Genomic DNA, 19,724 nt, shown 5'->3' on the forward strand with positions numbered 1-19,724 from the left:
ATCAAAAATGGATCCTCTGGGGTCCTTTTTTCGTTTTAACGAAGACGGTTTGTTAAAATTTAATAATTGCCTAGGTCCATACAAAACGTATTGCCTTATATTTGCTATACTAAAAAGATGAAATATTTAACTTAATAATTGTAAATATTTCGATGAAGAAAGGAGGCAAAACCTTGGTTTATGCAGTCCTGCTTTTAGAAATACTGCTTATCACTGTTTTCATTTACTTTGTCAGCGGGCGGCTGATGGGGGCACAGGTCAATTTTATCAAACGCGTTTTATCGGTAGCCCTCGGGGTATCGCTGACAACGTTTGTTTACTGGTATTCTTATTTGCGTTATACCGATTACTTATCGGAAAGTGTCCTTAACACCGCCACTGACGTCAGCACGATTGTATGGATTGGCAGCATCCTGCTTATTTCCATGCTGTTGTATCTGTTATTTGAACTGTTTGATCCCATTGAACTTGGCGCAAAAGGAGAACGCATTACCGGAAGAAAGTTTATTTTCAGGCGCCTCCAGCATCGCTGGCGCCGGCAAAAAAGGCTACGCCAAGTCGTGGAAATTGCTATCCGCAACGGCATTTCCAGAGCCCTTAAATACGCAAGGCACCGGGAAAATGACCGGGAGTTGGCGATTGCGTTCCGTGATACGCTGGAACAAAGCGGCGGCATCTTCATCAAATTCGGCCAAGTGCTGTCCACCCGCACCGAATTGTTTCCGCCTGTGTTTGTCGAAGAGCTTGGAACCCTTCAACAAAACGTCAAACCGCTGTCGAGCATCCAGGTGCAGACCATCCTCCAGAATTCACTGTCTGATGAACTGGATGAAGTTTTTTCTCATTTTGAAATGGAACCGATTGCCGCAGCATCTATCGGCCAAGTCCATAAAGCCATCTTGAAAAAAGGCAACCACCATGTCGTCGTGAAATTACTGCGGCCGGAAATCAAACGGATCATGCGGGACGACCTCAATATTCTGGTCGAATTTGCGGAATGGGTGTCCAGCCGGTCTACATGGGCAGAAAATCTTGGTTTCAGGGAACTGGCCATCGGATTTGCTGCAGGGCTCCGCGAAGAAATCAATTTCAATATTGAAGCGCGCAACACCATCCAAATCTCAAATGCACTCGAAAACAGCCCGTATCACGTTAAGATTCCACATGTTTACACGGAATACAGCAATGACAGCTTGATCGTCATGGAGTATGTGGAAGGCAAAAGCATTGCGCAAGGCAATGCGGTATTCAAGCAATTCGGCATCAATCAAAAGGATTTTGCACGGAGCGTGTTGTTTTCCTTTTTTGAACAGATGCTGGATTCAGGTATTTTCCATGCCGATCCACACCCAGGCAATATCTTTATTGATGAACGGGACGGAACGCCGATTTTGCTCGATTTCGGTGCCGTCGGGCGCTTAGCTGCTCCTCAGCAGGAAGGGCTTAGCCTGTTCATTATCGGCGTAGAGCAAGGGGATGCCAGTGTCATATATGACTCGATCACTTTACTGGTCGAAGATTCTCAGCACATTGACCGACACAGATTTGAACAAGCCATTGGGCAGATTTTATTAAAAATTTCGTATGTCAACCGGATTCCTACTACTGAACTTATCCATTCGCTATTCGACTTAGTGCGGGATTTCGGTCTGTCGTTTTATCCGTCTGTCGGAACCGCTTTGCGTTCCTTGATCACGTTGGATGGCACTTTGCATACCATCGACCCGTCGTTTGATATGTTTACGGAAGCCAAAGTCTTTGCGCAAAAGTATAAGACCGCTTTTCTGAAAAAACCATTTACGGAACCGAAAGCCGTCAAAGAACGGCTGGAAAGCGAACTTTCTTTGCTGATCCCGGAAATGCTCAAATTGCCGAAACGGCTGGACCGCCTTGTTGAACGAGTGGAAAGCGGAAAAATCATTTTGCATCACGATGTTTTTTCAGACCGGAAAAATGCCAATTTTATCACGCAATTATTTTCCCGCTTTATTCTGTTGATGACAGGGATCACGTTCGGCCTTGTGTCATCCGCGTTGCTTGCCATTGCCCAGTTTATCCAGGCGGCATATGCTGTCTATTTGAATACAGCCGCCTATACCGGATTATTCTTATGTGTCATCTTACTAGTCCGGTTATCCGTGCAGGCAATACGGGATATGAAGCGCAGCAATGATATTTGAATTCTACCGCCATCCAGTGCAACCGGCTGGATGGTTTTATTGTGATCAAAAACTAGTTGACAAAGTCAACTGTTTGAATTACCCTTTATTTAATTAAAAAATTCTGAAAATTTAAGGAGTTACGAATGACAGAGCGCACCTATACAGAAGAAATCCGCAGATTTAACCAGCATTATGCCAATTTGTTAGGGAAAATCGATCAGCGTATTTACGGAAAGCCATATCCTTTAAGCGAAGTCCGTGTCATTGCCGAGCTTTACGGGAAAAAAGAGGCAACCGCCACGGAAATACGCGAGAAATTGGGCATCGACCGCGGGTATATGAGCCGCATGATCCAGAAGTTCGAAGAAGAAAACATCATTTCCAAAAAACAAGCATCCACTGACAAACGACAGTTTTTGATTCAGTTAACCGAATACGGAGAAAAAGTTCATCAAAATATGGTAGATGATGCCAATAGGGAAGTCGGCAAAATGATTGGTGCACTCGATGCCCAGCAAGTGGACCGTTTGACTTCTGCCATGAGAACCGTCGAGTCTTTGCTGAACTTTGAGCAAGCCGAAGCGCCGCGTGTCATTATCCGGCCGTATCAACCGGGTGAACTGGGCTATGTGTCTTATTTGCACGGCGCGTTGTACAGCAAGACCTATCAATTCGGCACCATCTTTGAATACTATGTCATGAAAGGCCTCGCAGAGTTTATGGTGGATTCATCGGGCGGAGAACTGTGGATTGCGGAAGTCGACGGAGAAATTGTCGGGTCAATCGCCATCACCCGATCTAGTGAGGATACTGCTCAGCTAAGATGGTTTGTGCTCGATGAACGTTTCCAAGGGCTTGGCATCGGCAAGAAGTTGATGGACACTGCTCTGGCGTTTTGCCGCACACAGCATTACCGGCATGTTTTCCTATGGACCGTCAACATTCTCGAAACTGCGCGGCATCTCTACGGCAAGTACGGTTTTACGTTGACCGAGCAAAAAGCGAATCACGAGTGGACGGAAGACGAGTTGCTTGAAGAGCGCTGGGACCTTGAATGGGATTAGCATATAAAAAGAACACTCACGGGACAACGGAGTGTTCCAGAACAATAAAAGCCGTCATTTCTATAATTTAGATTTGCCAAAAATCTTGCTTATAGGAGCCAGTATGGCATAAAGGAGTTTTTGTATCAGCCATGGCGGTTTTGTCAAAAGGATGTCGTTTTGATGGATAAGACCGAGACGGGACGTAATCAATAAAGGTGGAATTCCTTTGCTGTTCAGTTTCCCGGCATTGGCCAATTCATAATAGGATTTGAAAAAATGCTCAATCGTTAAGGCTGGCGAAAAGCGCTGAATCGAATGAGCTTCCAGCGGCCCTTCATTCCAGAAAAAGTGGGGGACTCCAGGCGGAATTGTCACTTTTCCCCCCGGGCCGACTTTCTGGACACGCCCTCCAATTGAAAAGTGCAACGTACCGGCAAGCACTTCTGCAGAACTTTCCTGTTTCGGATGGACATGTTCCGGCTCTTTTTCAACTGAAGGTGGATTAAAAGTTTCGATTTCCAGCAATGCGCCGTTGGTATCCTGTGCCGTTTTACGAAAAATCATTTTTTGGCCAGAACGCTGATTGATAATGGTCTGATGTGACATCAATTTAATTACCTCCATTAAAGGGAATTAGTTGACTAGATTAATCATGACAGCCAGTTATCAGGCAGATAAAACTTGGTTGCAAAGAACAGCGGTTACGATAAAGAGACAGGAGTTGAATCCTTTGAATGAACCAGATGATATACAGGTCACCACAAAACCGCCAGCCAGTTATGCATCTGTTTTCCAATTGTACCGGGAGTTGGAGTGGGATTCGCTCGGGTTGACGATAAATGACCTGAAAACAATGTGTCAGCAAAGCTGGCATGTCAGTTATGCGTATCACGGCGATCGGTTAGTCGGAATGGGACGGATCCTATCAGATGGCGTGATTACTGGACTTATTTGCGGGCTTGGCGTTTCACCAAACCATCAAGGAATCGGCATTGGCCGTAAACTCATGAACCAACTGATTGAACAATGCGATCGCCAGCGGATTATTCCGCAATTGATGTGCAGCGAGAGCCTGGAGCCGTATTATGAGACGATGGGCTTTGAGAAATTCGCAATAGGCATGACACGGAAACGGAAAAGCGAATAACCGGTTGATTTGATGATAACCAGGAATTTTGGAAGCGGGAGAGGCCGGTAATGAACAGCCTCTTTTTCTCGAAAAATATTTAAGTTGACATAATATAAATTATCGGAAGTAGTGTCTCATTTAGTAAGTATACTTAAGACAGTGAGACGAAACCGGTTTTTTGGCTTATTTTGAGCCAATTTCAGCTTTTTCGCTTTTCAGCTTGTTAGCTTGTTAGCTGCGTTTTGGGTTGTTTATGTTTGTTATGGCTGATCTGCATCTTGCTTAAGCGGTTTGGATTTGTCACTGAGAAAACTTTTTGATTCGATTCCGTCTCAATGAAATCATTTGGCGTCGCTAAAATTTCTCGGTAATTTTGAATGAATTCAAATGTATTTCTTAGATTGGCTGAATCGGTCTCATTTCAAGTTCAGTCCGATCTGTCGTTACATAATCAGCAAATTCCACCGATGTCCATCCAAATCGCTGAATCCCGCTCCGTAAAAACCGTTCGATTCTCCAGGCTCACTGAACACTGTTCCACCTGCCTGAACTGCTTGTTGGCACATCGTATGGACTTCTTCGCGGGAATCCGCTGATATGGACAACAATACTTCAATACTTTTTGATGTATCTGTCAATTCGTGTCTTGCGAATGTCTGTAATGTCGCTTCCGGAAATAGCATAATCATGGAATTATGCTCCCCAATGACAATCCCAGCCATTTCCTCACTGTCTGAAAACCGCTCATTAATGGTAAACCCCAATGCCTTGAAAAATTCCTTCGATTTGTTCAGGTCTTTCACCGGCAAATTGATCCAAAAATCTTTTGTCATTACGCTCTTCCTTTCTTTTTCCTGGATTTTCCTTGCCTCTGACAGAACTGGTTGTACCGCCATTATAGGTCCGTGTTTAGTAATTTTCTATAGTTTTACCTAAAATTTTCTAAAATCCTCCTGATTCCGCTTTTCAAAAACCTATCGATTCTTGTTTTCAACTTAATGAAAATCTGGAATTCAGCCGGTTTTTACAATATTTTATATTAATTCTTGTTATAATGGATGATATATCCTTTATAGAAATGAGTTGGAGCTATGCATGCAAATCTGACCGATCCTCCCTTCTTCTTTCATTCGGCAGGCGAAATCCGGCATTCAATCGGCAATCGCCATTTGAAACCGCTCCATGTCCATCCGGAAGCCTGTGAAATCATGCTGGTCTTGGAAGGCCAATGCCGCTTTGCCCTTAACCAGAAAGCTTATACCGCCGGTGCAGGCACAATGATGCTCATCAATGCCGGAGATTGGCATGCGGAAGCTTCTGTAAGCGGCCAGCCCTTTGTTTGCCTGTATCTCAGCTGTTCGGGGAATCTGATCGAAGGCTGTAGCACAAACCAAATCAGAGCGCTCCAGGCGTCTCCTGTGCATCAAACAACGGAGTTTGAGCGCCTGCAATCGGTTCTAACGCAGATCTTGGAAGAAAACAGCAGCTCCTATGCCAATAAACGGCAGACGGTCGGGCATTTGCTGGGCTTGTTCCTGAGCGTCTTGAACCGCTCTCTTGCCCCGCCATTCACGGCGGAAAGTGACCACACGCAGCATGTGCGGATTGCCAAGCGGTTTATCGAAGAAAGTGTGCACAGGTCGCTGACTTTGGAACACATCTCCACAGAAGTTGGCTTAAGCAAATACTACTTGGCCCATATCTTCAAAGAATGTACGGGCATCAGCCCGATCCAGTACGCCATTCAATGCCGTATCCGTGTTTCCGAGCATTTATTGGTCCATTCGGCCTTGAATATCCAACAAATCGCCCGCCGCACCGGCTATAAAAGCGAAACGCATTTCCAACAAGCTTTTAAGAAAGCGACCGGACAGACGCCGCATAAATACCGGACAGCGAATAAAGAAACATCCGCTAATACATAAAAAGGCCATTAAAACCCGGGGATCCACATCTCCGGGTTTTTTAAAGATTTTTTTATTCCAATTCTGGTTCGATTGCTTTGAGGTTATTGTCCATCCCCAACCTGAACAGCAACACCGCCAGCATACCCGTAACCGGCGTCATCACCATCGTCTCGAAAGTGGAATTGGACGCCAAGTTGCCTGCGGTATTGAGCACCATCATTCCAAACAGCAGCCAAATGCCAATCTGGACACTTTTCGTGAACCGCCCTTTGAGAACATAACCGGCTTTTAACGCAATGATGAACATAAAAACCACTTGCACAAAAATCGAGATGATTTCAAACGCCAAAATCTGCGATTCGTTCTGAAGCCTGCCGCCCCATACAAAACTTGCAGGCAGTATGTTCATGAGGATCAAGACATGCATGGCAATGGACAGCACATTGATAAATAGAATGACGTTGCAAGCGGTACGGACACCAATTATCTTTTTCATGTTCATCCGCCTCTCTTTGACTGCCTGCTCGTAATTAGACGCCTCCTCCCTTATAAGTCCGCGCTATTGACATATGCGTGATTCTATTCGCTATTCTTTTGAAAAATCCTTTAATCACTGTTTGAATGACACATTAACAAAGGATCTAAAAGGATATGTTTATCTCATCAACTATGGTTAAGTGATTAATTGCTGAAATGGCTTTGATTTATAAGGAAATTTATTTAATCATCATAATTTTCTGCTTTGATAATATTTTTTTGCTTTTTCGATGAAATTCGGCAGATGGTATGAAAAAACATCTTCTGCATTTGCATCTAAGCGGCAAGAGCTGTACCTTATTATCAAACAACATCAAATCCCAATCAGATAAAGGAGGAGTTCCCATGAATCCTATGGCATTAATGTCCCTGGGGTTGCCGGTCATGATTATCGTGCTGGTGGTGATTGCGCTCTATAAAGTATTCGTGAAGAAAAAATCCGTCACGCCTTTTTATACGCCTTTTGACAAAATCACCGGCCAAACCGGAGTGGTTTTTCATGAAGAGCAAGAAGTGCATGCCGAAGATCCGGACCAAGGTGACGACAAAGACCGCTGATCGGCTATCTCCAAAGGAAAGGTGCCAACTTCGAGTAAATTGCCTGCCGTTTTTTGGTTTTACTTCCTTTTCATGTTTGAATACGTTCCTTCCCACTCGACATACTGTCCATTTCGCCAACAAAAGCACATCCTGCTCGTGAAGCAGCGGCTTTTCTCAAAATACTGTCCGCAGAATTAAATTTACTGTCCGTTCCAGCGAAATACTGTCTCCACCCAATGATTTACTGTCGGCAAACGCTATAATACTGTCCCGCACCTTATTTAGCTCAAATAAAAGACAGAAGCCTTTTTGCTTCTGTCTCCTGTTCGTCCGATTCGAATTTGTTGCTTCACCGTAATCATTTGAATAATCGCAGTCCGTTTCTTATTGCTTGCCGCTTCGTTTGCCGAATTTGTATGCCATAAAAACCATGATCAGCGGGACAGCGACCATCAATCCGAATATCGCAACAGCTGCAATCATTTGAAAACTGGATGTGTCGTTCACAAGCGCATTCTCCTTTTTCTCTTTAATGAATTGTCTCTTCACTCCGATTCTACACCATTTCTGAGGTGCCCGAGCAATTCTTAATTTGTTTCACATTTCGCAGCGCTTTTTTATTGCCGTTTCATCCATGCAGCCTTCCTGCAAAGGCAATTGGTTGTCTCTATATCACAAAAAAATGGAGCCCCGGATAGGGACTCCATTTGACTTAAAAGCCTTTGCTTCGACCAATCTTCCGAATGGCTTTTTCGTTTGACTCTTCCATATCTTCGACGAGAGAAAACATCGAATGAGCTGATACGACTGCTCGTTTTCCACCTGGAGCCAGTCTTTTAGATGCGATACCTACACGTCCACCTGATAAGCGAGAACTGCTTTTACCAGTAGTTCTTCTTGAATGGCTTTGAGCTACTTTCGGCATAAACGTTCCCTCCTTTGCTCTTAGTATATCAGATTCTTACGGAAGCCACCAATCTAATATGTATGCCATGTTCATTAAATGCGAAGCATCCACGCCATTTGCCTTTATTTCCCCTTTGCCTACAACAGATAAGAGAAAGTTGTAATGGTACCCAAAGTAAGGCATGACCACAATGGTCTCGCCTAGATCACTAGTGATTTCCACTTCATGCCCATCATCCAATCGCGTTATCCACTGTTCTTGCTGCTCGACATCTACCGACTGCATACCGTGATAACGGATGATGTCTGTCAGGCTTTGATTCATCGACCTTTTAAGTTCATCATCATCAGTGGTTGTGTCCACTTCGCGAAGATGAACTTGCAACTGCATCTTGTCGGTGTACTCAGAAAAATAAGTCCGCAACCGCTCTTGGTACTCCGCCCAATTCTCTGGAGGGTTGATGGAGACCAAGTGATTGTCTGTATACGCCACTACATTGTGGAATGCCAGCACCTTGGTCGTGTTGTTCCGAAGAATGCGTTTGTTCTCACTTAAGGTTTTCAATGTGTATTCCCCTTGTTTGAATTCTGCATTCCAAATCTTAGTGATATCTGGAGTCTGGAACAATGCCAAATCCAGAAAAATTGCCGCCCCAGCTAATTGTAAAAGCAGCTGCCAATCGGAAACCGCAATCGTTTGATCAATTAACAAAATACAGAGCAAACTGACGAAGAAGAGATAGAATCCCTTGCGAAAGCTCAGCAAATTATTGTAATAGGTTTCGGTTTTAAAGAGGAAGATGACGAATGTCACCATCAAAAATAAAGCCATCATAACTACTAAAACAATTGGGTTTGATAAAAAATTCCATAACACACTGAAAAAATCTTTTACTGACATTGAATTCGATTCTCCTTTCCGGCTATGTCCAAAGAATATCGCATATTTTTCGCCATATCTTATTATACAAAGATAAAAACAAAACACCTGCTGATTTTCAATGTAAGCGCCAAATATTTTACGCTTATTCTTTCATGCCTCATTGAACCACACTATAGCTTGTGGCAAGCTGTGTATCCCAACTACGGAGGCACACATCAAAAAAACTGGAGCCTGTAAGACTCCAGTGCCGCCCGTTGCACTTTATGCCCTGATTCAAATGCCATCCCCTTCTTTTTTTGCGCTAAATTTACAAGGCCCATCAAGCCTTTTTTAATACACAAAAAACCCGGAACTGCAAAAGCTCCGGGCCAACTTATTAATTCACTTTTTTTGCACTGTTCCAGTACATCTCACGCAACCGGAATTTCTGCAGTTTCCCGGTGGCGGTTTTCGGCAGTGCTTCCACAAAGTCAATCGACTTCGGCGCTTTGAAATGCGCCATCTTCTCACGCGTGTAGTTGATGATGTCCTGCTCCGTCACCTGGGCGCCGGGATGGAGCACGATGATCGCTTTTGGCACTTCGCCCCATTTCTCGTCCGGCACCGCGATGACGGCAACTTCCATGACGTCCGGATGCTTGTACAACACGCCTTCGATTTCTGTCGAAGAGATGTTTTCGCCGCCGGAGATGATCATGTCCTTGATGCGGTCCTGGATTTCGATATAGCCGTCCGGATAAGTCACGGCAAGGTCGCCCGTGTAAAACCAGCCGTCGCGGATCGCTTCCGCCGTTTTCTCCGGATCTTTGTAATAACCGCTCATGACGACGTTGCCGCGGGTGACGATTTCTCCAAGCTCTTTGCCGTCCCAAGCGACTTCCTGGCCATCTTCCTGGTTGACCACTTTCGTCTCCCCGTTAAAAGCCAGTTCGATGCCTTGGCGCGCTTTAATCGTCGCTTGTTCTTCCGGCGATTTCGATTCGAATTCCTTTTTCCATTCGTTGTACAAAATGAACGGAGACGTTTCCGTCAGCCCGTAGACATGGATCATGTTAAGGCCGAGTATTTCTTGCGCTTTGCCGATCAATGCCGCAGCGGGTGGAGCCCCGGCTGTCGCCATGCGCGGTTTGGTGGTGATCTCAATGTGTTTCGCTTTCGGTTCGTTGACTAGCATATTGACGACGGTCGGAGCCCCGCACAGAATGGAGATCTTCAGCTGTTCGAACAAATCCAGAATGAGCGGCGGATCGACTTTCCGCAGGCAGACATGCGTCGCGCCGGCCGCAGTGATGGCCCACACACCGCCCCAGCCGTTCGCATGGAACATCGGCAAGGTATGCAGGTACACATCGTCATGGACGACATTCAAATGGTGCAGGAAGTTGGCGGCATTCAAGTAATTGCTGCGGTGCGTCAGCATGACGCCTTTTGGATTGGACGTGGTGCCGCTTGTGTAATTGAGTGTCAGCATCTGGTTTTCATCGATATCGACTTCAGGTACGCGTGCATCTTCCGGCACTTCCCCGATAAAGTTCTCATACGTCACGCCATCGATAGTGGAGGCGCATCCCGGCACTTCGACAACGATGTATTTGTCGATTGGCAGCTTGTCCTGGATGTCTTCAATAATCTTCCCGAACTCGGCATCCACAATGAGCGTCTTGGCATCACTGTGGTTAATGATGTACTCCAGGTCTTTTGCCGTTAAGCGGTAATTGAGCGGCACCATGACCGCGCCCAATTGGCAGATGCCGTAAAAGCATTCGAGCATATAATGGGTATTCGGCAGCATCACTGCCACGTGATCGCCTTTTTGGATTCCGGCATTATGTAGGGCGATGGCCAGGCGATCGGTGCGCTTGCCGAATTCCTGGTATGTAAAACTCTTGTCTTCGTCAATCACCGCGATTTTCTCAGGGTAGTATTTAATGGCACGGCGTTTCCAATCGAGTGGTGTCAAAGCAGCAAACATGTTCTTTTCCCCTTTCAATCCCATATTTTTTATAAGTTGTTATAAAACAGTATATTAATCCCTTTAAACTGTGTCAATGGAGTTATCGGAATTGAACGAAAACTTCATCATTTGCAACAGTTCGCTATGCATATCAACTTCCCCCTTGAATACGGTCGCTTTGTGCTCCACCCAAGCAGCGCCTTCCCATGCCAAAAAACGGCAGTAAATCCATTTATCGTTCATTACACGGCGGATTGCTTTTCATTCATAGTAAGTCAACACATATAAAAAAGAGCCGCTATGGGCTCTTAAAGCTGATGCTTGAGGAAATAATCCGTGAATTCCTCTTTGTAATCTTCCAGGATTTCGAAGAACTTGTAGCGGTGCGGCTTGCTGTAGTCTTTGCCGTACTTCTTGAAATAATCCATCAGGTAATTGAATAATTCGTCGTACAGTTCCATGAACGGTTCATGGGTCATTCGCTCAAACCGCTCCAAATATAAGTGAATGGCATCCTCGTCGCTCTTGTCGACATAATAGAACAAATCGCTCATGCTTCGAATCAAAGCAAGATACGTGCGGCGGATGTTTTCCCCCTTGAACATTTCATCCCGTGCTTCCAGATAAAACGGCAATTCATTCAAGTAGATGTCATTTTCATGAATACTTTTTTTCCGTTCGAAGGAGGCATGCGCCTGGCAGAAAAATTCCGACCAGAAGAAATAGCCGTCACGGTCTTTCCACTCGCCGTACTTCTCGAAATCCATCTGCAAGCGGTAATGCTCCACTGCATGGCCCATCTCATACGTCAGCAGGCTTTTGGTCAGTCCGCTATAGACTTCAACACCAATGACGCTTTTGTCGCCAAGCGGGTAATGCGCCGATTTCTCCGCTCCGCTGAACCTATCCGGCATGCCGTATGCCTTGCAGATGTACCGGCCAAAATCGCTTCGTTCTGTATAGAAGATGATGGTTTCCACTTTGTGCCGGAAGTTGAACGTCGGGTAGCACCGCTCCGCATCCAGAATCATTTCCTGAAAATCCACTGACTCGTCTGATAGGTTTAGAAAGTTAACGCCTGTCGCTGTTTTATTCATATCCACTGTCTCCATTTCCATTGAATTTCCTTGTAGGGATCCACACCTCTTTTCAATGACGGCTTTCTTATCCTATACCCGAAATACCAGCGCCTACCCATCCTCCCTATAATTTTCCAAAAAGAAAAGAGCCCCTAAAGGCTCTCATTGTTTGTTTTCTGCAAAGAAGTTGGTGAGTTCCTGTTCGTATTGCTCCAGCCGTTCAAAAAAGCTGTATTCGTGCGTGGCGTTGTAAAATATGCCGTTCCGCAATAAGTAGCTGTTCAGCTCCATGTAGAGCGTTTCATAGACAGTCATGAATTCGGGAGACGAATCCTGTTCGAAGCGGTCCAGGTAATAGGAGATGGCTTGGGTGTTTTTCTCCAATGTGTAGGGGTGCAAATCCGCCATGGAATAAATCATGTAAAGAAAGGTCTGTTGGATGTGCTTGTCGTCAAAGAACAAGCCCTTATTCTCCAAAAACATCGGAAAATTGGTGAGGTACAGGTCATTGCCTTCCGGTGTTCGCTGGGTCATCGAAGCATGGGCTTGGCAGAAGAACTCCGACCAGAGCCGATAACCCCGGCGTTCTTTCCAGCCTTCATAATTCGTGATATCGCTTTTCAACTTATGATGCTCGATGGCGTGCCCCAATTCATGGGTCAGGAGCATTTCAGTCAATCCCTTGATCGCTTCCACGCCGATGATGCTCTTCAACCCATGCGGATAGTGAATCGCACGACCTTCTTTGCTGTATTCGTCTTCTATCCCATATTCATTTTTTATGTATTCAGTGAAATATTTCCGTTCGGTAAAAAAGATAATGATTTCTATCTTATCCGCAAAATTAAAGTCTTCGTAAACACTCATAGCACGTTCAATCAGTTGGTTAAAATCCTTACTGTTGGTATCTTCCAGTAATGCCAGGTAATGAATGCTGTTTGCCGTTTTGTACACAACGATACCTCCCTATCTTTTATCCTTTTTCGTCAGAGAAGAATTCTAGGTCAAATCTCCTCAACTCTTTTATTCTAGCAGGTTGAACGCAAAAAAGCCGTCGAGAGGACAGCTTTCAGCTCGTGTTTTATTACCGGAACATTCCCAGTGCATATATTAATGTCCGTCTTCCGAGAAGGTCTTGATGCGCCTGCCAATATCGTCACGCACTTGCTGAAACACTTTCCATTTTTCTTCTTCCGTACCTTCGGCTTTTGCCGGGTCTTCAAAGCCCCAATGGTCGCGTTTAACGTGAGGCGGTGTTGTCGGGCATTTATCTGCCGCATCTCCGCAAAGCGTGATGACCAGATCCGCGTTATTCAAAATCTCCGGATCGATCAAGTCTGAAGTCTGTCCAGCAATATCGATGCCGATTTCTGCCATCGCTTTTACCGCTTTCGGATTCAAGCCGTGCGCTTCAATGCCGGCGCTATAGACTTTCCACTCTTTCCCTAAATATTCTTTTGCCCAGCCTTCCGCCATTTGACTGCGGCATGAATTGCCGGTGCATAAAAAGTAAATCGTTTTTTGTGTCATGTGAACTTCTCCTTTTTTTAACAGTTTGCAAGCATATGCCGCGGATACCCGTTGGTCTTTACTCTTCGAACTATATAACAATCCATTTTCGCGCGTCAAACTTTATCGATTGGCACAGGATTGTCATGCTTAAAATGAAACTTTCTATCCGCTGGAAACGTATGTAAGTAAAGCAAGGATAAATGTTGTGAAAGAAAAGAGGCCGGACAATGAAGTTATCTTATAAGGAGTATGGAAATCAACATGCACCGTTAATGATTTTTATCCACGGCGGTGGAGTCGGCGGCTGGATGTGGGACAGGCAAGTCCGCCATTTCAGCAGCTATCATGTAGTAGTACCGGAATTGGATATCTTGGAGAACGCGTCTCCATTTTCCATCCATGCAAGTGCCGATCATATCATTGCTTTAATAGAAGAAAAGCGGCAAAACAAGCCGGTCATCGCCATCGGGTTTTCATTGGGGGCCCAAATCTTATTGGCCGTTCTTGGCAAAAAGCCGGATTTAGTGGATTATGCCATGGTCAACAGCGCGTTGGTTAAATCATGGCCGTTTACCGATGCATTGATCCAAACTTCCGCTTTCTTTCAGCCCCTGGCCAAAAGCAAAGCATTCTCCAGGCTTCAAGCAAAGTCATTGTACATAGAAGAACCTTACTTTGAAACCTACTACCGGGACAGTTCCCGCCTTAGGAAACAGGAGTTGGCTGTCTTGCTGAAAGAAAACATGTCGTTCACGCTGCCCAGCAACTTCAAGCTGGCTTCGGCAGACATACTGGTCACGGTAGGCGAGAAAGAACGAAGCATCATGAAAGAATCGACGAAGGAAATCAGGAGAAGCAATCCCAACTGCAGAGCCCTTATGTTTCCGGAAATCGGCCACGGCATTTCACTCGCGAAACCTAAGTTATTCAACCGCGTCATCGATCATTGGCTGGCGGATATTGAATTCCCGGATGAAGTGATGGCAATAAACGATTGACGAAAATCTCTTTGGAGAACATTTTCTCCCGGTCCTCCCGTGCGGCGGACAACTGCTTGTTATAGCAAATTGGAATCAGAAGCAGCGATTAAGCCGGTTTAAAGGAAAGTTAAAATCCGCTGAAAGCTGCTTTGTTTTAATTGGTTTTGTTTGTTGAGCTTCCCTTTGAAAACTTCCTATTATTCCCTTGAAAAAGCTATAGGGCATTGCAAAAACCGGTTACTTCATGAACAGAATGCGTTTTTTGTTGTTGGCTTTTTTTTGATATTTTTGTTAAACACTTATGTAATGATGTATTTAAGGAAACAAAAACCCAAATAAACCAAAAACCCGCAATAACATCAGCCGATTAAAATCCGCATAGTTTCTAAGGCCACTTCAACTACCTTCTCCCGTTTTTCTTGTTATCTTCTTCTTCGTTCGACTTATATTCTCAGTCACGGTTAATTAATTCCCTTGAATCTGGTAATATGAAGCAACAGAACTTCATACCGTTCCTTAAAATCATTTATGTGCTTGGCATTTAAGAATGTTGGTTTTTGATGTGCTTTACATTATGCGACTGGAGGGTTCGTATGCTTAAATTCATCGATGACTTGGCCGGTGCCTTATTCGATCTGATGAAATTATTTTGCTATTTCCTGGCTGGAGTTTTGATTGTGAGTGCCATTATTTATGGAATCATTGGAATCATCCATCTCATAACAAGCTTATTCTTTTGAGATGCGGATACCGCAATGGCCATTATTCTGTATTTTGTTTTAAATTCTCTGGGTCCTCCATTTCTTCAGCAGCAATGACAATAACAGCCGAGCCGATATTCGCCAATTTCAGCCGAATGGAAAAAATCCCGCCCTTAGACATTTGTCTTCTGGGACGGGATTTTTCATTTGTGCTGCCACCTTATTTGCTGATAGGATGGCATATCATTTTTAATCGGTACCGTTGCCTATGCCGATACCTCGGATAACGGGAACTCCCGCCGCATTTCCCCTGGAAACCGGCAGTTAAACCAAATCACTGCACGTTGCTGTCAAACCCACTTTTTCTCTTTCGGCCTGCTTTTTTTCTTCACATAGCTCTTAAGTGCGTAATAACGGTACAGCCATCCGGCCGATTGCCGCTTAATCATGGAGCCGATCAGCTTTTTCTCCAGATTGCCCGCTTGGAAATAACAAGCTCGCTCATGGATCCATTCATTCCGGATGATTTCGCCTATATGCTGTTTCGTTAATTCCGGTGTCAGCGTGCTGTTCGGATGGAACAAATTCCAGAAACAAGTCAGGACCCGCGACGTATAGAAATTTTCAAACAGCACTTTATTTTTTCCGGTATAGGCATGGTTTCTTTGGAGAAACTCCCTTACGGCTCCTTGCATCAATTGCATATTGTCGTATAAGTTTGGACGAAACTGGCTGGTGATCGAACTGGCGTTAGAATCGATGTAATAGTAGAGGGCATCAGGAATGAGGCTGATGTTTTGGCATTTTTCGATATAGCGCAGGTTAAACAGTAAATCTTCTCCCCAGCTAACTTCCGTATCGAAGGCAAGGCCGGATTCTTTGATCAGGTGTGCGTCATACAACTTGTTCCAAATGAAATGGATATAGTAATGCTGATACAGTTCCCCAAAATTCTTCAAGAACTGCTCGTTTGAAAATGTGCCGTTCCGCGGCATGCGAAAGACTTCCGATTTGATGATGCGATTTCCTCGCGTCAAAATCTTTTGATAGCCGCATAGGGCGAGCTGGCTTTCGCTTGCAATAGCCTGAACCAGCCGCTCTGTCATCCGGTGATCGATGTAGTCGTCTGAGTCCGCAAGCTGGAGAAACTCTCCGCTAGCTTCCTTCATTCCCCGGTTCCGCGCGGCTGATGGCCCTGCATTCGGCTGATGAATCACTTTCACTCGCATGTCTTTTTTCGCATAACTTTCGCAAATCTCCCCACTGCTGTCAATGGATCCATCATTGACGAGAAGCAATTCAATGGTTGGGTAGGTTTGATTGAGCAAGCTGTCGATGCTTTTATGCAAATAATTTTCCGCGTTGTATACGGGAACAATTATACTGACTAATTTCGTTGAATCCATCGTACTCCTCCTGTCGGTTAAGAAACTAGGGGCAGTCGGTTTAACCTTCATTAATAGCTTTTCAGCCGATTCGAAATCGGTTTTTTCTTTTATTTTAGTTAATGGCAGAAAGTTGACTGGTCTTGAAAGCATATTGCAAATCTCTGATTTCTCTTTCGATGTCTCGGTACTTTGGAATATGCGGAACATCGAGTTCGGAAAAATGCCAAGTTTTCTCTGCTGCATTGGCCATCATTTCGAAAACAAGAAGGAGCTGGGCCAACTGGGCATCAGCCAACGGAAGCCGATCTTTGTCTTTAGCTGCTTTCGCTAACAAAAAACTCAATTGCTCAAGGCCGAAAAAAACCGGCTGCAAAGATTCCAGCGCTTGTCTATTGCTGGAGAGTTCGCCTTGTGCCGTGCTAAAAACCAACCTCAAATTGGTCAAGTTTGTCTGCATTTTCCGCTGCTCAATTGTATTTTCTGCTAAGCTGTTCTTCTTATGAACGGAAAACAACGCACTGGTAAATCGCTGCTGGCTCCGGATAGTTTTGGCCATTAGACGCGGAAGCAAACTGGAAGCATGGCGCCTTCCCACCAGCAAAGTGCCAAACAACCCAATAGCGGATCCAATAAGCACATCGGTCAACCTGGCCGAAGTGAAATATGAAATGGTTCCGATGGTGGACGTACTTTCGGCTAGTATTAACGCGATGGGAGTAACGAAAACGGAGGCAACGGCATAATTCAACACCATTGCCAGTTCAGCTAATACCATCAGCAGGAAAACGGCCAGCACAATAAGAAGCCCTTCCGGTTCTAAAGATAGGATCAGTACAGCGATCACTATGCCCAGGATGGTGCCGCATGTCCGTTGGATGGCCCGGTTAAAAGTGGAAAGAATCGTGGCCCCTGACATTACTGCGGCACATGTTAAAGGAATCCAATAAGACGTAAGATCATTAAAAAAATTCGCGGCTAAAGCTGCTGCTGTTAGAACGATGCCAAAGCGAAGCGCGGTAAAAAAGATCATTGAATTTTTGTTGAATGAGCCCGAAAACAGCGTTTTGAAGCTTGTCTTCGGTATTTTTAAGAATGGACGATCCGCTGCTGCTTTATTGCCAGCTGCATGGTCATAGGCCTGCCGTATATGCCTTTCCAATCCCGTTGATTTTTTTTCATCTTGGAGCGCTATAGCCGGAACCGATTCATTGGGGCCGGCTTCTATTGCGGATTCGATCAGCTGCATGCTTTCAATAGCCTTAAAAGGTAAGCGCTGCTTGTTTTCATTCGAGTATTCCACAATTTCGGAATAAATCAGCTTGGCTTGCTTATGAAGCAGTGCCAGCCGCCAATATGGTGGGGTTTCCAGCCAAGGTGCATAACCTGCAGCCAAAATGTTCTCTGCTGTTATAACCGAGAACCAGGATTTTTGCCGGATTTCGAGGAAACTTGAAGAATCCAACGAGTCCATCAATAAAGCCAAGTTTCGGTATTCTTCTTTTACAGCAGCGGTTTCCACACGCAATGGTGCGATAACCCAACCCGCCATTGCGAAAAAGAACGATAAAATCCCTCCTGCAAATACAAGTGCCGCATGAAGAATGGCAAGAGACGGGTCTGTATCCGTATTGGCATTGATCAAAAAAACCAAAATAAAAAACAAAGCTGACGGCCCGGCAAACTGGTACGCGCCAAAGAAAAACACAGCTGATGCCCCAATGATTCCCACCGCTACTGCCGAAAGAATGGGATTCGCTGAAAGCACTGTACCGAGCCCGGCAGAAAAAGCCAATCCCAGCACGACGCAAAAGATTTTTTTTGCGCGCAGCACATAAGGTTCATTAAACATATAGAGGAAAGCGAGACCCCCAAGCGACATAATAAATCCATACTGGATATAGCCGAGCCATAGCCCCACCAATATCGGGAAAGCGGAACAGAATCCCGCTCCAATTGCTTTGCTCCAGGGCAGAGGGACATTATTGATTGCAAAGGCTTGTTTCAGTATTTGTTGAAAATCCGTAACAGCACTTCGAACTCTTCTTTGCATAACTGCTCCCCTCTCCTTAAACCACTTGTGGATGCTTTTCAATGAGTATATCAATTTTTTTTTAAAAAAAGAAAACAGAATTATGTAAATTTAGGCGGTTTTGTATGATTCCGAGGCGTGAGAAAATGGCGAGATTAGTATAGAATGGTGCATAAAGGAAACTTCTTTCTCTTCTCTCTATGTCAACAGCTGCTCTGATAGCTTTCTCCCGAGATCAAGAAAGAGTACATTAAGAAAAAGAGGAGATTAAATGAGATACATTATTTTTGATTTTGACGGAACTTTAGCCGATTCGACTCAGCTTTTCATGCAGGCTTGGAATACATTTGCAAAACAATTCAACTACTTGCCGGTCACTCAAGAAGATCTGGTGTCGTCCAGAAACTTAACGATCCAGCAACGGGCGAAGAAATACGAATTTCCCATGCACAAAATCCCGATAATTCTCCCGAAAGTCTACCAATATTTCAAAGCGCATATGAATGAAGTGGCGCTTTTTGACGGCATTAAGGAAATGCTGGAAGCTTTGGCGCGCAACGGCTATAAAATTGTCATCATTTCTTCGAATGCGCAAGAGAACATTGAGTTGTTTCTGCGGCAGGAAGGGATTGACACGGTATCGCAAGTATTGACTTCAAGCCGGATTTTCGGCAAAGATACCGTCATCCGGAAATTTATGAAGCAGCAGAATCTGACGGCCGACCAATTATTGTACGTCGGCGACGAAGTACGGGACATTCTCGCCTGCAACAAAGTTTCTGTGCCTTTTGCCTGGGTCAGCTGGGGACTTGATGGCTATGAATTGATCGAAAAAGAAAAACCGAGATTCGTCGTCCATTCGCCGCAGGAACTGATGTCGGCATTGAAGCTGGAAGGCTGATTTAAACTGCATCATCCAATAAAAGTGTCCGCTTTTTCCGGCAGACAGCCAAAAAGAGCAAGGGCCGGCA

The 19,724-nt window shown here is 44.9% G+C and carries 20 protein-coding genes; 8 read left to right on the forward strand and 12 right to left on the reverse strand.

Features of this window, described 5'->3' with window-relative positions; all coding sequences use genetic code 11:
• The first annotated feature begins 173 nt into the window (after nucleotides 1-173).
• Together ACSFXN_RS06740 and ACSFXN_RS06745 are read left to right on the forward strand one after the other, a co-directional pair.
• Nucleotides 174-2,180, forward strand: coding sequence for an ABC1 kinase family protein (locus ACSFXN_RS06740; RefSeq protein WP_437149409.1), 2,007 nt, complete (start codon nucleotides 174-176; stop codon nucleotides 2,178-2,180).
• 125 nt (nucleotides 2,181-2,305) lie between these two features.
• Complete coding sequence (locus tag ACSFXN_RS06745; RefSeq protein WP_437149410.1) at nucleotides 2,306-3,226, forward strand: bifunctional helix-turn-helix transcriptional regulator/GNAT family N-acetyltransferase; 921 nt, start codon at nucleotides 2,306-2,308, stop codon at nucleotides 3,224-3,226.
• A 60-nt stretch (nucleotides 3,227-3,286) separates the two neighbouring features.
• On the opposite strand, the gene ACSFXN_RS06750 is transcribed toward ACSFXN_RS06745, so the two are convergent.
• Nucleotides 3,287-3,814 carry a cupin domain-containing protein gene (locus tag ACSFXN_RS06750; RefSeq protein WP_437149902.1) on the reverse strand — a complete coding sequence of 176 codons (528 nt, stop codon included), beginning with the start codon at nucleotides 3,812-3,814 and terminating at the stop codon, nucleotides 3,287-3,289.
• Nucleotides 3,815-3,938: 124 nt separating this feature from the next.
• Here ACSFXN_RS06750 and ACSFXN_RS06755 point away from each other — a divergent pair, with 124 nt between their 5' ends.
• Nucleotides 3,939-4,355, forward strand: coding sequence for a GNAT family N-acetyltransferase (locus tag ACSFXN_RS06755; RefSeq protein WP_437149411.1), 417 nt, complete (start codon nucleotides 3,939-3,941; stop codon nucleotides 4,353-4,355).
• Nucleotides 4,356-4,780: 425 nt separating this feature from the next.
• Here ACSFXN_RS06755 and ACSFXN_RS06760 read toward each other — a convergent pair whose 3' ends face one another.
• Nucleotides 4,781-5,170 (reverse strand): VOC family protein, encoded by a 390-nt coding sequence (locus tag ACSFXN_RS06760; protein ID WP_437149412.1) that lies wholly within the window; start codon nucleotides 5,168-5,170, stop codon nucleotides 4,781-4,783.
• A gap of 258 nt (nucleotides 5,171-5,428) precedes the next feature.
• Here ACSFXN_RS06760 and ACSFXN_RS06765 point away from each other — a divergent pair, with 258 nt between their 5' ends.
• Nucleotides 5,429-6,262: an AraC family transcriptional regulator gene (locus ACSFXN_RS06765; protein ID WP_437149413.1), complete on the forward strand. Its 834-nt coding sequence runs from the start codon at nucleotides 5,429-5,431 to the stop codon at nucleotides 6,260-6,262.
• A 52-nt stretch (nucleotides 6,263-6,314) separates the two neighbouring features.
• Here the strand turns inward: ACSFXN_RS06765 and ACSFXN_RS06770 are convergent, their stop codons facing one another.
• Nucleotides 6,315-6,740, reverse strand: a complete 426-nt coding sequence (locus ACSFXN_RS06770) for a hypothetical protein (RefSeq protein ID WP_437149414.1) — start codon at nucleotides 6,738-6,740, stop codon at nucleotides 6,315-6,317.
• Nucleotides 6,741-7,126: 386 nt separating this feature from the next.
• On the opposite strand from ACSFXN_RS06770, the gene ACSFXN_RS06775 reads away from it, so the two are divergent.
• Nucleotides 7,127-7,339 (forward strand): DUF3951 domain-containing protein, encoded by a 213-nt coding sequence (locus ACSFXN_RS06775; protein WP_437149415.1) that lies wholly within the window; start codon nucleotides 7,127-7,129, stop codon nucleotides 7,337-7,339.
• A gap of 366 nt (nucleotides 7,340-7,705) precedes the next feature.
• On the opposite strand, the gene ACSFXN_RS06780 is transcribed toward ACSFXN_RS06775, so the two are convergent.
• The 7 genes from ACSFXN_RS06780 to arsC all read right to left on the reverse strand — a co-directional run bounded on the left by ACSFXN_RS06780 (nucleotide 7,706) and on the right by arsC (nucleotide 13,673).
• Complete coding sequence (locus tag ACSFXN_RS06780; protein WP_437149416.1) at nucleotides 7,706-7,828, reverse strand: hypothetical protein; 123 nt, start codon at nucleotides 7,826-7,828, stop codon at nucleotides 7,706-7,708.
• A 205-nt stretch (nucleotides 7,829-8,033) separates the two neighbouring features.
• Nucleotides 8,034-8,246 carry a hypothetical protein gene (locus ACSFXN_RS06785; protein ID WP_437149417.1) on the reverse strand — a complete coding sequence of 71 codons (213 nt, stop codon included), beginning with the start codon at nucleotides 8,244-8,246 and terminating at the stop codon, nucleotides 8,034-8,036.
• Between the two features lie 36 nt (nucleotides 8,247-8,282).
• The gene (locus tag ACSFXN_RS06790; RefSeq protein WP_437149418.1) at nucleotides 8,283-9,128 is read right to left on the reverse strand and encodes a type II toxin-antitoxin system SpoIISA family toxin; all 846 of its coding nucleotides are present in this window, start codon (nucleotides 9,126-9,128) and stop codon (nucleotides 8,283-8,285) included.
• 358 nt (nucleotides 9,129-9,486) lie between these two features.
• Nucleotides 9,487-11,082 carry a long-chain-fatty-acid--CoA ligase gene (locus ACSFXN_RS06795; RefSeq protein WP_437149419.1) on the reverse strand — a complete coding sequence of 532 codons (1,596 nt, stop codon included), beginning with the start codon at nucleotides 11,080-11,082 and terminating at the stop codon, nucleotides 9,487-9,489.
• 290 nt (nucleotides 11,083-11,372) lie between these two features.
• Nucleotides 11,373-12,161 carry a hypothetical protein gene (locus ACSFXN_RS06800; protein WP_437149420.1) on the reverse strand — a complete coding sequence of 263 codons (789 nt, stop codon included), beginning with the start codon at nucleotides 12,159-12,161 and terminating at the stop codon, nucleotides 11,373-11,375.
• Nucleotides 12,162-12,305: 144 nt separating this feature from the next.
• Nucleotides 12,306-13,097: a hypothetical protein gene (locus ACSFXN_RS06805; RefSeq protein WP_437149421.1), complete on the reverse strand. Its 792-nt coding sequence runs from the start codon at nucleotides 13,095-13,097 to the stop codon at nucleotides 12,306-12,308.
• Nucleotides 13,098-13,253: 156 nt separating this feature from the next.
• Nucleotides 13,254-13,673, reverse strand: coding sequence for an arsenate reductase (thioredoxin) (gene arsC / locus ACSFXN_RS06810; RefSeq protein WP_437149422.1), 420 nt, complete (start codon nucleotides 13,671-13,673; stop codon nucleotides 13,254-13,256).
• Between the two features lie 209 nt (nucleotides 13,674-13,882).
• On the opposite strand from arsC, the gene ACSFXN_RS06815 reads away from it, so the two are divergent.
• Nucleotides 13,883-14,653, forward strand: a complete 771-nt coding sequence (locus ACSFXN_RS06815) for an alpha/beta fold hydrolase (RefSeq protein ID WP_437149423.1) — start codon at nucleotides 13,883-13,885, stop codon at nucleotides 14,651-14,653.
• Between the two features lie 575 nt (nucleotides 14,654-15,228).
• A complete protein-coding gene (locus ACSFXN_RS06820; RefSeq protein WP_437149424.1) occupies nucleotides 15,229-15,375 on the forward strand; it encodes a hypothetical protein in 147 nt (48 codons plus the stop codon).
• Between the two features lie 311 nt (nucleotides 15,376-15,686).
• Here the strand turns inward: ACSFXN_RS06820 and ACSFXN_RS06825 are convergent, their stop codons facing one another.
• Both ACSFXN_RS06825 and ACSFXN_RS06830 read right to left on the reverse strand, forming a co-directional pair.
• A complete protein-coding gene (locus tag ACSFXN_RS06825; RefSeq protein WP_437149425.1) occupies nucleotides 15,687-16,742 on the reverse strand; it encodes a glycosyltransferase in 1,056 nt (351 codons plus the stop codon).
• Between the two features lie 94 nt (nucleotides 16,743-16,836).
• Nucleotides 16,837-18,774 carry an FUSC family protein gene (locus ACSFXN_RS06830; RefSeq protein WP_437149426.1) on the reverse strand — a complete coding sequence of 646 codons (1,938 nt, stop codon included), beginning with the start codon at nucleotides 18,772-18,774 and terminating at the stop codon, nucleotides 16,837-16,839.
• Nucleotides 18,775-19,024: 250 nt separating this feature from the next.
• Between ACSFXN_RS06830 and ACSFXN_RS06835 the strand changes: the two genes are divergently transcribed.
• Nucleotides 19,025-19,654, forward strand: coding sequence for an HAD-IA family hydrolase (locus ACSFXN_RS06835; RefSeq protein ID WP_437149427.1), 630 nt, complete (start codon nucleotides 19,025-19,027; stop codon nucleotides 19,652-19,654).
• Nucleotides 19,655-19,724 lie beyond the last annotated feature (70 nt).

The organism is Planococcus sp. 1R117A, from assembly GCF_051417975.1.
GTDB classification, from domain to species: domain Bacteria; phylum Bacillota; class Bacilli; order Bacillales_A; family Planococcaceae; genus Planococcus; species Planococcus shenhongbingii.